Source organism: Alcaligenes sp. Me129, from assembly GCF_050487245.1.
Lineage (GTDB): Bacteria > Pseudomonadota > Gammaproteobacteria > Burkholderiales > Burkholderiaceae_B > Alcaligenes > Alcaligenes phenolicus.
Genome location: NZ_JBKQGX010000010.1, coordinates 129,819 through 141,305, shown reverse-complemented (window position 1 = coordinate 141,305; position 11,487 = coordinate 129,819). Strand labels below are relative to the sequence as shown.

Here is an 11,487-nt window from a genome sequence, read left to right as displayed (position 1 = left end):
CCCCAGGCCTTTCTTGTTGCTGATGATTAAAAGTCGTTTACGGGGTAAGAACCCAGAATCTTGAAAAAGGCGACTTGTTTCTTCAGCTCTGCCAAAGCGGCGGCCATGGCTGGCTCGTCACGATGACCGATCAGGTCTACGTAGAAATAATATTCCCACTGCCCTGTCCGCGCAGGACGCGACTCCAGGCGCGTCATGGACACACCATGCACTGCCAAAGGAGACAGCATGTCATAGACAGCGCCAGCCCGGTTGGGCACCGCCAGAATGATGCTGGTCTTGTCATTGCCGCTAGGCAGGGACTCGATATTGCCAATGGCCAGGAAACGGGTGCGGTTGTGCGGATCGTCCTGAATACCGGCCTCGACCACACCCAGATTCCAGGCGGTAACAGCCGTATTGCCCGCAATCGCTGCAACCGTAGGATCGGACGACGCAATGCGTGCTGCTTCAGCGTTGCTGGAGGCGGCCTCACGCAAAAGCTGTGGGTAGTGCTTTTGCAACCAGTTCTGGCACTGCGCCAAAGCCTGAGGATGGGCCATCACACGGGTGACGCCTTCCATCGTGCCAGTTTGGGTCAGCAGATTGTGATGCACACGAATCGAGCGCTCGCCCAAGACACGCAAGGGCGAGTTCAGCAGCAAATCCAGCGTGCGGTTCACAGCACCTTCGGTCGAGTTCTCGACGGGCACCATGCCTACTTCAGCCTGACCCACTTCGACGCTGCGGAAAACCTCGTCGAAGGAGTCACATTGCAGGCCATCCAAAGCATGGCCGAAATGCTCGTAGGCGGCCTGCTCGGAAAAAGAGCCCTGCGGGCCCAGATAAGCCACGCGCAATACGCTTTCCAGACCGCGACAGGCAGAAATAATCTGCCCCCACACCGCTTCGACTGCTGCCGGTGTGAACGGGCCATCATTTTCAGACTGCAAGCGACGCACAATACGTGCCTCGCGTTCGGGCTTGAGGATGACTTCCTCTGTATTGAAGTCCTGCTTGATCTTGCCTACTTCCAAAGCCGCACGAGCACGCTCGTTGAGCAACTCCAGGATCTGGCGATCCAGCTCATCAATACGATTGCGCCAAGGGAGCAGGCGCTCAGTTAAGGTATTAGCCATTCCGTCGTTCAAATTCAGTCATGAAATCGATAAGTGCCTGCACACCCTCCAGCGGCATGGCGTTATAGATTGAAGCGCGCATACCGCCCACGCTCTTGTGTCCTTTCAGGGAAGTCAGGCCTGCAGCCGTAGCCTGTTCCAGGAACAGGGAATCCAGGGACTGATCACGCAACAGGAACGGAACGTTCATACGCGAGCGATACGCCGGATGCACGGTGTTGTTGTAGAACTCGGACGCATCCAGAAAGCCGTACAAGGCCTCGGACTTGGCCGCATTGCGTGCCTGCATGGCAGCCACACCACCCTGGCGCTCCAGCCACTTGAACATCAGCCCGGCCATGTAGATCGAGTACGTAGGCGGCGTGTTGAACATGGACTGCTGCTTTTCAATGTTGGCGTAGTTGAACGCCGACGGGCACAGATCCATGGCATGGCCCAGCAAGTCCTTGCGTATCATCATCAAGGCAATACCGGACATGCCGGCATTTTTCTGGGCACCGGCGTAAGCAACCGACACGCGCGAGAAATCGATCGGGCAGGACAGAATGTTGGACGACACGTCAGCAACGACGGGGACATCCAGCTTGGGAATATCATTGAACTCCACGCCACCAATGGTTTCATTGGTGCAAACGTGCAAGTAAGCCGCATCCGGGCGCACATCCCATTGGGAAGGCTCGGGGAACCAGGTCCAGGGCGCCCACTCCTTGCCCTGATCCTGCCATGCCTGACCACTGGTACCAGCAACGTGAATATCACCGTAACGCTGAGCCTCTTCGCAGGACTTGACCGACCAACTGCCCGAAAGCACGTAGTCGGCCTTGCCACTGCCATTGCGCTGAATCAGGTTCAAGGGCAAAAGGCCATTCTGGCCTTGTGCCCCACCCTGAACAAACAGCACCGCGAAATCATCGGGCACGGACAACAAACTGCGCAAATCGGCTTCTGCCTCGTCACGCACACCCATATAGTCCTTGCTACGGTGGCTCATTTCCATGATGGACATGCCGGTGCCATGCCAATCTGTCATTTCAGCAGCGGCTTGCTCCAGCACTTCCAACGGCAGCATTGACGGGCCTGCCGAAAAATTCCATACACGCATTACTCGTTTTCCTCGCCGGAAGGGTCCGCCTGGTCTTGGGCGGAATCAAGTTGATTATCCTGCTCCTGACCTTCTGGCGCCTGACCCTCTTCGGCCAGCTCGGCGTCGACCTCGTCATCGGTCTCCACCACGCGGTACACACCAGACAGCTCGCTGTCATCGTCCACGCTGATCAAGGTCACACCTTGAGTCGCACGACCCATTTCGCGGATTTCCGCCACGCGAGTGCGTACCAGCACACCGGCGTTGGTGATCAGCATGATCTCGTCGGTTTCACGAACCAGCACCGCACCCACGACCTTGCCGTTACGGGCGGAGGTCTGGATGGCAATCATGCCCTTGGTGCCACGACCGTGACGCGTGTATTCGCCAATCGGGGTACGCTTGCCGAAACCATTCTCGGTGGCGGTCAGCACGGATTGGGTTTCATCTTCGGCCACCAGCAGGGCAATCACGGACTGACCTTCTTCCAGCGTCATGCCGCGCACACCACGGGCTGCACGCCCCATTGGGCGCACATCGCCCTCGTCAAAGCGCACAGCCTTGCCGGCATCCGAGAACAACATGACGTCGTGCACACCGTCGGTCAGCTGAGCGCCGATCAGGTAGTCGCCCTCGTCCAGGCCCACAGCAATAATGCCGGCCTTACGGGGGTTGGAGAAGTCGGACAGCGGGGTCTTCTTGACCGTACCGCGCGAGGTCGCCATGAACACGAACTGATCTTCGCTGAATTCCTTGACGGACAGCACCACGTTGATCTTCTCGCCATCTTCCAGAGGGAACATATTGACGATAGGACGGCCACGCGAGTTGCGTGAACCTTGAGGCACTTCCCAGACCTTGAGCCAGTACACACGGCCACGGTTGGAGAAGCACAGCAGGTAATCGTGGGTATTGGCGATGAACAGCTTGTCGATCCAGTCGTCCTCTTTCATGGCGGTGGCTTGTTTGCCACGGCCACCACGACGCTGGGCTCGGTATTCGGACAGCGGCTGGCTCTTGATATAGCCGGTATGCGAGAGCGTCACCACCATATCCATAGGGGTGATCAGGTCCTCGGTATCCAGCTCGGTGGCGTTGTGCTCGATTTGCGAGCGACGAACGTCCTTGCCAGTCGCCGAGAACTCGTCGCGCACGGCGATCAGTTCGTCACCAATAATGGCAGACACACGAGCCGGGTTGGACAGGATATCCAGCAAGTCAGCAATCTTGTCCATGACCTCGCGGTACTCCTGAACAATCTTGTCCTGCTCCAGGCCAGTCAGGCGTTGCAAGCGCATGTTCAGGATTTCCTGAGCCTGCACTTCGCTCAGACGGTACAGACCATCTGTGTTCATGCCAAATTCAGCGCCCAAATCATCCGGACGGTAAGCCTGGCGGCCGCCCACAATGGCGCTGGTGTCGGCACGGGCCAGCATCTCGCGCACCAGACCGGAATCCCAGGACCGAGCCATCAGCTCGACACGGGCAACCGGTGGCGTTGGAGCCGCTTTGATGATTTCGATGAACTCATCAATATTGGCCAGGGCCACAGCCAGACCTTCCAGCACATGACCGCGCTCGCGCGCTTTGCGCAACTGGAATACGGTACGGCGAGTAACCACTTCGCGGCGGTGGCTCAGGAAGTAATCCACCAGCTGTTTCAGGTTGAGCAGACGGGGCTGGCCATCGACCAGTGCCACCATGTTCATCCCGAAGGTTTCTTGCAACTGCGTATTCTTGTAGAGGTTGTTCAGCACAACTTCCGGCACTTCGCCGCGCTTCAGTTCAATGACCAAACGCATACCGTCCTTGTCGGACTCGTCGCGGATATCGGAGATACCCTCGATGCGTTTTTCGTTGACCAGCTCGGCAATGCGTTCCTGCAGCGACTTCTTGTTAACCTGGTAAGGAATGGCGTCGACCACGATGGCCTGACGGTTGCCCTTTTCCATGTCTTCAAAGTGTGTACTGGCGCGCATAATGACGCGGCCACGGCCCGTGCGATAGCCTTCGCGCACACCGGACATGCCATAAATAATGGCGCCGGTCGGGAAGTCGGGGGCCGGGATGTATTCGATCAGCTCATCAACCGTGCACTCGGGGTGGCTCAGGCAGTACAGACAGCCGTTGACCACTTCAGACAGGTTATGCGGCGGAATATTGGTAGCCATACCCACGGCAATACCCGAGCTGCCGTTGACCAGCAGGTTGGGCAGACGCGAAGGCAACAGGGCCGGTTCTTTTTCGCTGCCATCATAGTTAGGCACGAAATCCACGGTTTCCTGGTCGATATCGGCCAGCAGTTCGTGGGCGATCTTGGCCAGACGGATTTCGGTGTAACGCATGGCCGCGGCGTTATCCCCGTCGATGGAACCAAAGTTACCTTGTCCGTCGACCAGGGTGTAGCGCATGGAAAAGTCCTGCGCCAGACGCACGATAGTGTCATAGACGGCAGAGTCACCATGAGGGTGGTACTTACCGATCACATCACCGACGATACGAGCCGACTTCTTATAGGCACGATTCCAGTCGTTATTGAGTTCATGCATGGCGAACAGAACACGGCGATGCACGGGCTTCAAACCATCTCGCACGTCGGGAAGAGCACGGCCCACAATCACGCTCATGGCGTAATCGAGGTAGCTGCGGCGCATCTCCTCTTCAAGCGAAACGGGAAGCGTCTCCTTGGCAAAGGAATCCATAGGTCAATTCTTTATAGATATGGGTTAAGCAGTAAGCCAGCCGTAAACGGACAAGAGGAAATTCTAGCACTTTCACATAGAGGGACGCAGCGTAGCGAGGCGAGAAGGCGGGCGATATGTGATTGAAACGGTCGATTCGTCAAAAATCCATCGTCCACTAATCGTATCGATGATGGATTGAAGAAGCGGCCCCACCCTTTCCCTGTTGCCTAAAACCAACAATAAAAGGAAAGAACAAGGCTAATTCCACGCATCTTCACGAATCGTTCCCCGTCCCCCTCACGCATGTGGCCGAAATGTCTTAAGATTCGACCTAACACGCATGAAACCCAGCGCAAGCAAGTCTTTGTTCCGTTCAAAGGATTGCTATACTGGTTCCGTTAATCAGCGGCAGGGGTTCGCTGCGGTCACTTAACAGCATCAGCTCAACGAGGAGAAATATGAACAAACCCTCCAAAATCGCACTTGTACTCGCCATTGCCGCCGCATCGGCCACTAGTGCAGTTTCCGCACAAGAGTCCGGCGAAGTTAACAACTGGCGCAATCCGTTCGGCGACGTTTGGAAAAACGGCACCAACGAACTGTGCTGGCGCAACAACTTCTGGACACCTGCTACAGGTATTCCAGGTTGTGACGGTGTGCCCGTTGCCCAAGCCCCCGAAGCTCCTGTCGTCGCTCCTACTGTCACCAAAGTGACTCTGAACGCTGACACGTTCTTCGACTTCGACAAATCCACCATCAAGCCAGAAGGCCGCCAGGTTCTGGATCAAGTGGCTGACACCGTTCAGTCCATCGATCTGGAAACTCTGATCGCTACCGGTCACACTGACTCGATCGGCGCTGAAGCTTACAACCAGAAGCTGTCCGAGCGTCGCGCCAATGCTGTTAAAGCATACTTGGTCAACAAGGGCGTACCTGCAGACCGTATCTACACCGAAGGCAAGGGCGAAGCTCAGCCAGTGGCGTCCAACAAGACCCGCGAAGGCCGTGCTCAAAACCGTCGCGTAGAAATCGAAATCGTGGGCAACCGCAAGTAATTCTTGCTGCATCACGTATTTCTGTAGCTAAGGCTACAATTAAGGCTCCGCTTTTGCGGGGCCTTAATTTTTTTGGATGAGCCATGACCGCTTCCACCGTCACTAACGTCAATGTCGATCCCGCAGAGATCGATAAATTCAGTGCACTGGCATCCCGCTGGTGGGACCCTGACAGCGAGTTCAAACCGCTGCACGCCATCAACCCTTTGCGTCTGGACTGGATTCTGTCCTACACCGGCTCCCTGGCGGGCAAGCAGGTATTAGACGTCGGTTGTGGTGGCGGAATCTTGTCGGAAAGCCTGGCTCAGTCCGGCGCCGACGTCACCGGCATTGATCTGGCCGAGCGCTCCTTGAAGATTGCCCGTTTGCACAGTCTGGAATCGGGCGTACCCGTCAAATACGAGATGATCAGCGCCGAAGATATGGCCGATCAGCACCCTGGTCGTTTTGACGTTGTCACCTGCATGGAAATGCTGGAACATGTCCCCGATCCGGGCTCCATCATTGCGGCCTGCGCCAAACTGGTCAAACCCGGTGGCTGGGTCTTTTTCTCGACCCTGAATCGCAATCCCAAATCTTTCTTATTTGCCATTGTGGGTGCCGAGTACCTCTTGCGCCTGATTCCCAAGGGCACGCACAGCTATGAGGGCTTCATCAAACCCAGCGAGCTGATTTCCTCGGCCCGCCGCAGTGGTCTGGATGCCCTGGCATTGAAAGGTCTGGAATACAACCCGATTACCGAGCACTATCGCCTGTCTGGCGACACCTCCGTCAACTACCTGCTGGCCAGCCGCCGCCAAAGCTAAGCCCTCATGAATAAACTGGTTCTATTCGATTTTGACGGCACCTTGGCCGACTCTGCTCCAGATCTGGCTGCTACGGCCAATCGCATGCGCAAGGAACATGGCCTGCCTGATTTGCCCTACGAAGCGCTGCGGCCCTATGCCTCGCACGGTGCACGCGGACTGCTCAAGGTAGCGCTGGATATCAATACCGATCACCCCAACTACGCACAATTGCGAGCGCAGTTCCTGCAGGACTACAACGATCACATGACGGAGCTGACCTATCTGTTTGAGGGCGTAGCCCCCATGCTGAAACAGCTAGAGCAGGCCGGCTACACCTGGGGCATCGTCACCAACAAGCTGGAATACCTGGCCCTGCCCCTGATCCGTCATTTAGGACTGGAAGCGGGTTGCGCAGTCACCGTCGGCGGCGATACCACCCAGCACACCAAGCCTCATCCCGCCCCCTTGCTATATGCCGCCGAGAAAACGGGCTTTGATCCCAAAGACTGCCTGTACGTAGGTGATGATCTGCGCGACATCCAGGCAGGTCAGGCGGCGGGCATGGCTACCATGATTGCCGCCTACGGCTACTGCGCGCAGGACGACAGCCTGAGCACTTGGCAAGCCGATATGACCGTGCATCACGCCTCTGATATCTGGGAAGGCGTACAACGCTGGGCCAACGGTCAGCTATCCCGCCCTTCCCCGCTGGCCTGCTAAACAGGCTTAAGGCAGCAGCTCCGACAGGCGCTGCTGCATCCACACTGCCGCAGGGGGCAAAGTTTGCCCCTGTCGCCACAGCATCCGCACTGGCAAGGGTGGCAAAACCATCTCCCGGCAATGCAACTGCGCCAACTTGTTGCGCAAGTTTTCATACTCCGCAATGTTCAGCGGCAAAATCGCCCAGCCCAGACTATCGGCCACCATATCGGCAATGACATAAAAGCTGTCTGAGCGCCACACACTGGGGCTGACAACCGTCTGCTCTGTCCCTTCGATATGAATCAGCAATTGTCGATGTGCCGTCAGCTCCTTACGGCTGACCTGATGCAGACTGGCAAGCTGGTGCGTACGCGCCACACAAATTGCTTGGGGCACAGCGCCAATATAGCTTTGCGCAAATGACGTGGCATCAGCTCCGCGATCAAACTGAAAAGCCATATCCGAGCGCCCTTCCTGCACATAGTCCATCACCTCGGAAGCGGTTCCGTTCCAGACCGTCAACTCCAGCGCAGGCCAGCGTTCAGCCAGCTCCTTGAGCAGCAGCCGCAAGGGCTCTTGAGGCAAGGCTTCATCCAGAGCAATTTCCAGTCTGGTCGGTTGCCCTTGCGAGAAATCCAGGGCCCGACGATTCAACACATCTACCTGACGCAACAGAGCCTTGGCTTCCAGCAGCATGATTTCGCCCGGCACCGTCAGGCTTAACGTTCGTCGTGAACGATCAAACAGCTCCAGATTCAGATCCGCTTCCAGCAGGGAAATCGAGGTGCTGACGGCTGACTGCACCTTGCCCAACTCTTTCGCGGCCTGAGTCATGGAGCCAGTTTCTGCCACAGCGACAAAATGTCGAATACGTTCTAGTGTCCAATCCATTTATCTATTTTATAGATGCTAATCAACTTTGACTGTTGATAATATTGATAGATCATACTTGCTTTCCTACCCCTCTGGTCTTTTATGCTGCACAGCTCGATTACCCATCAAGCCCACACTGCTCCCCTATCCCCAAGCCGTCGCTGGTTGATCCTGGCAATTGTGTCGGCAGCTCTTCTACTGATTGTGGTGGACATGACGGTGCTCTACACCGCCCTGCCACGCCTGACCCATGATCTGCAGGCCTCGGCCGCGGACAAGCTGTGGATCATCAACAGCTACGCTCTGGTCGTCTCCGGACTGCTGCTGGGCATGGGCACCCTGGGTGACCGCCTGGGTCACAAGCGCCTGTTCCTGTCGGGTCTGGCCATGTTTGGTCTGGCTTCAGTCGCAGCCGCCTACTCTCCGAACCCAACGGCCTTGATCGCCGCACGCGCCTTTTTAGGTGTGGCAGCGGCCATGATGATGCCCGCCACTTTATCGCTGATACGCATCACCTTTCATGATGAGCGCGAACGTGCGGTGGCCTTCGGTGTCTGGTCTTCTATCGCCTCCGGTGGTGCCGCCTTTGGTCCGGTTCTGGGCGGATTCCTGCTGGAACATTTCTGGTGGGGATCCGTCTTTCTGATCAACGTGCCCATCGTGCTGATCGCGCTGCCTATGGGCTGGATTCTGGTGCCCCGCTCCACGCCAGATGCATCGCGCCCCTGGGATATCAAAGGCTCCTTGCTGATCATGGTGGGCCTGGTAGCCAGCACCCTGGCTATCAAGGAAATGGGCAAGCTGCATACGGATTGGGGTTTGACCGCTGCCGCCCTGCTGATCGGCATCTTGTTTCTGAGCTGGTTCGTCCGTCAACAAAACCGCAGCCCTTTCCCTTTGCTGGACTTTGCCCTGTTCAAGGACGCCACGCTAAGCACCGCCGTACTCTCTGCCTTGACGGCCTCAGCGGCCTTGATCGGCATGGAACTGGTGTTCAGCCAACGCCTGCAATTGGTACTGGGTTTCTCACCATTGGAAGCGGGCCTGGCCATTATTCCTTTGCCACTGGCAGCCTTTATAGCCGGTCCCTTGGCCGGGCGCCTGCTGGTCGTCATCGGCAGCAAGCGACTGCTGATTGGCGCCCTGAGCCTAGCGGGAGCAGGCATGGCCGCTTATCTGCTGTGGCATAACAGTGCACAGCCTCTACAAGTGATCAGCCTGGTCATGCTGGGCCTGGGTATCGGTGCGGCCATGACGGCGGCTTCCAGCACTATCATGCAAAGCGTGCCACCTTCACGCGCTGGCATGGTGGCCTCGGTCGAGGAAATGTCTTATGAACTGGGTGGTGCGCTGGGCGTGACCATTATGGGTAGCCTGCTGTCCTTCGTATACAGCGCCAGCCTGATCTTGCCACAGGAAATAAGTGACCGCGCCCTGGCCTACGACAGCCTGGATCAGGCCTTGTTGATGGCAGAAACCATGCCACAGAGTCTGGCTCTGACCTTAAGTGAACTGGCCCGCGACTCTTTTGATAAAGGCTATGTCGCCGTACTGGCCAGTTGTACGGCTTTGCTGGTGATGGCGGCCTTGGCGGTCTGGTACTTCCAACGCAACAACAGCCATCAGAAAGCCCATTAATCTTTCTTCAACAGCGCCAGCTTGTCGGTCTGAGTCGCCCAGTACTCATGATCCGGCAAGGGCGCTTTTTGCTGGCTAATACGCTTCCAGGCCGGGTCCTCGCTCAAGGTCCGGTTAAGCTCCACATAGACCTGCTGCTCGGGCGTCACATCCTGATCACTGACAATCGCCCCCACCGGACACTCGGCCACGCAGATGGAGCAGTCAATGCACTCGTCAGGATGAATGACCAGGAAATTCGGGCCTTCAAAAAAACAATCCATGGGGCACACCGTCACACAATCGGTGTACTTGCACTGGATACAGGCTTCCGTCACTACATAGGTCATGAAACAGCTACTTCAACAAATAAAGACGGGGCATAGCATAACAGCTGAACATGAACATCATGTGATCGCTGTCGGCTATGCTCCGGGTATTCAGCCTAGAGTGGCATATACCACTGCCCCATTAAACAGCGGGCGGTTCGGCGGGTTCGAACTTGAATGGCTGGGCTGGTTTGAAGTGCTCCAGCACTTCACCCATGTAGACCTTGCTTTGCTCCGGCCCCAGATCCAGCTTCATCACTTTGCCGGTTTCTGCCGAAAAATCTGCTTTTTTCATATCCACCCAGAATGCACCGGGTGACAGAACCGAGTCAAAATAATACAAACTACGTTGATGGTCGAATACCGTGCGCCAGCGTGTCGATGAGTTGTTGGGCTGATCGGGCACTGTCATGCCATATGGAGTAGAAGCGTTACGTATCACGCTCAACACACTGGCTACGGCCTTGTCATCACTCAGGTTGCGTGGCACTGCATCAATGTAAAAAGAGGCGCGAGCAAAACGATCTGCAGCACGGCTAGTGCCGGGTAACATGTTCATGCCCCCCACCTGTTGCCAGTAATCCTTGATGGCCAATTGCTGATCAAATGTGGGCGAATTGGTCAGAACCTGGTATTTACGACTATGGTGGATGTGTTGCTTACCGTCGATATACTCGATAATCGCACTATCCCCTGTGGCATCCGACATGGACAGGTGCAAAGTTGCCAAGCGATCTTCACCTTTGACCTTGGCAGTAACGACTACAAAGGGATTTTTTTCTAAAGCAGCAACCGCTTCTGCCACGGTTGCAAAATTGTCCAAGACGTACTGTCCCCACAAAGACATGCTTAAGGTCTTATCGCCTTTTTGAGGCGTTGGATATTGGGACTCCACCAGCCACAGCAAGTTGACGTTCAAACCTTTTTCATTGGCCCCGTCGGTAGAAGCAATGTCATAACCCGACGCAATCACGCTGCCGTATTTCGAGGTCCACTCAATGGACGAGGGGCCAGCTTCGCCAGTGCGTTTTTCACCGCGAGGAAAAATCCAGAGGTTGGTGCCGACATCCAGCTTCCAGTCCATGGAGCGACCGGTAATCACCTGTCCGTTATCACCCAGAAAAACAGCTCGGGTACACGCCTGAGAGGCCGCAGGCACCAAAGCCAGCCCAACTGCACATGCCAGCAAAGTACGACGACATTTTTTTAGCAACATCTTTCTCTCCAGAGACGGCTA

At 56.3% G+C, this 11,487-nt stretch carries 10 protein-coding genes; 4 read left to right on the top strand and 6 right to left on the bottom strand.

Annotation, left to right across the window (positions count from 1 at the left end):
* Positions 1-26: 26 nt before the first annotated feature.
* The 3 genes from pheA to gyrA are packed head-to-tail and all read right to left on the bottom strand — an operon-like array spanning position 27 to position 4,904.
* Positions 27-1,118 (bottom strand): prephenate dehydratase, encoded by a 1,092-nt coding sequence (gene pheA, locus ACLPGZ_RS12425; protein WP_009463912.1) that lies wholly within the window; start codon positions 1,116-1,118, stop codon positions 27-29.
* Positions 1,111-2,220, bottom strand: coding sequence for a 3-phosphoserine/phosphohydroxythreonine transaminase (gene serC / locus ACLPGZ_RS12420; RefSeq protein WP_009463913.1), 1,110 nt, complete (start codon positions 2,218-2,220; stop codon positions 1,111-1,113). The genes pheA and serC overlap by 8 nt, the downstream gene beginning before the upstream one ends.
* Complete coding sequence (gyrA, locus tag ACLPGZ_RS12415; protein WP_239054447.1) at positions 2,220-4,904, bottom strand: DNA gyrase subunit A; 2,685 nt, start codon at positions 4,902-4,904, stop codon at positions 2,220-2,222. The genes serC and gyrA overlap by 1 nt, the downstream gene beginning before the upstream one ends.
* A gap of 440 nt (positions 4,905-5,344) precedes the next feature.
* Between gyrA and ompA the strand changes: the two genes are divergently transcribed.
* The 3 genes from ompA (at position 5,345) to gph (ending at position 7,449) form a co-directional block, all read left to right on the top strand.
* Positions 5,345-5,941 carry an outer membrane protein OmpA gene (gene ompA / locus ACLPGZ_RS12410; RefSeq protein ID WP_009464175.1) on the top strand — a complete coding sequence of 199 codons (597 nt, stop codon included), beginning with the start codon at positions 5,345-5,347 and terminating at the stop codon, positions 5,939-5,941.
* An 83-nt stretch (positions 5,942-6,024) separates the two neighbouring features.
* Positions 6,025-6,747 (top strand): bifunctional 2-polyprenyl-6-hydroxyphenol methylase/3-demethylubiquinol 3-O-methyltransferase UbiG, encoded by a 723-nt coding sequence (gene ubiG / locus ACLPGZ_RS12405; RefSeq protein ID WP_009464176.1) that lies wholly within the window; start codon positions 6,025-6,027, stop codon positions 6,745-6,747.
* Between the two features lie 6 nt (positions 6,748-6,753).
* Positions 6,754-7,449, top strand: a complete 696-nt coding sequence (gene gph, locus ACLPGZ_RS12400; protein WP_083053339.1) for a phosphoglycolate phosphatase — start codon at positions 6,754-6,756, stop codon at positions 7,447-7,449.
* A 6-nt stretch (positions 7,450-7,455) separates the two neighbouring features.
* On the opposite strand, the gene ACLPGZ_RS12395 is transcribed toward gph, so the two are convergent.
* On the bottom strand, positions 7,456-8,322 hold the full coding sequence (locus ACLPGZ_RS12395; protein WP_239054448.1) for a LysR family transcriptional regulator: 867 nt from the start codon (positions 8,320-8,322) through the stop codon (positions 7,456-7,458).
* Positions 8,323-8,406: 84 nt separating this feature from the next.
* Between ACLPGZ_RS12395 and ACLPGZ_RS12390 the strand changes: the two genes are divergently transcribed.
* Positions 8,407-9,942 carry an MFS transporter gene (locus tag ACLPGZ_RS12390; protein WP_239054449.1) on the top strand — a complete coding sequence of 512 codons (1,536 nt, stop codon included), beginning with the start codon at positions 8,407-8,409 and terminating at the stop codon, positions 9,940-9,942.
* Here the strand turns inward: ACLPGZ_RS12390 and fdxA are convergent.
* Both fdxA and ACLPGZ_RS12380 read right to left on the bottom strand, forming a co-directional pair.
* Entirely contained in the window at positions 9,939-10,271 is a 333-nt protein-coding gene (gene fdxA, locus ACLPGZ_RS12385; protein ID WP_009464181.1) for a ferredoxin FdxA, read from the bottom strand. The genes ACLPGZ_RS12390 and fdxA overlap by 4 nt on opposite strands.
* 121 nt (positions 10,272-10,392) lie before the next feature.
* Positions 10,393-11,466, bottom strand: coding sequence for a linear amide C-N hydrolase (locus ACLPGZ_RS12380; RefSeq protein WP_035272672.1), 1,074 nt, complete (start codon positions 11,464-11,466; stop codon positions 10,393-10,395).
* Between the last annotated feature and the right edge of the window lie 21 nt (positions 11,467-11,487).

Excerpts from the sequence above, each read along its gene's own strand:
- pheA (WP_009463912.1), bottom strand. The coding sequence starts at position 1,118 with ATGGCTAATACCTTAACTGAGCGCCTGCTCCCTTGGCGCAATCGTATT.
- serC (WP_009463913.1), bottom strand. The coding sequence starts at position 2,220 with ATGCGTGTATGGAATTTTTCGGCAGGCCCGTCAATGCTGCCGTTGGAA.
- gyrA (WP_239054447.1), bottom strand. The coding sequence starts at position 4,904 with ATGGATTCCTTTGCCAAGGAGACGCTTCCCGTTTCGCTTGAAGAGGAG.
- ompA (WP_009464175.1), top strand. The coding sequence starts at position 5,345 with ATGAACAAACCCTCCAAAATCGCACTTGTACTCGCCATTGCCGCCGCA.
- ubiG (WP_009464176.1), top strand. The coding sequence starts at position 6,025 with ATGACCGCTTCCACCGTCACTAACGTCAATGTCGATCCCGCAGAGATC.
- gph (WP_083053339.1), top strand. The coding sequence starts at position 6,754 with ATGAATAAACTGGTTCTATTCGATTTTGACGGCACCTTGGCCGACTCT.
- ACLPGZ_RS12395 (WP_239054448.1), bottom strand. The coding sequence starts at position 8,322 with ATGGATTGGACACTAGAACGTATTCGACATTTTGTCGCTGTGGCAGAA.
- ACLPGZ_RS12390 (WP_239054449.1), top strand. The coding sequence starts at position 8,407 with ATGCTGCACAGCTCGATTACCCATCAAGCCCACACTGCTCCCCTATCC.
- fdxA (WP_009464181.1), bottom strand. The coding sequence starts at position 10,271 with ATGACCTATGTAGTGACGGAAGCCTGTATCCAGTGCAAGTACACCGAT.
- ACLPGZ_RS12380 (WP_035272672.1), bottom strand. The coding sequence starts at position 11,466 with ATGTTGCTAAAAAAATGTCGTCGTACTTTGCTGGCATGTGCAGTTGGG.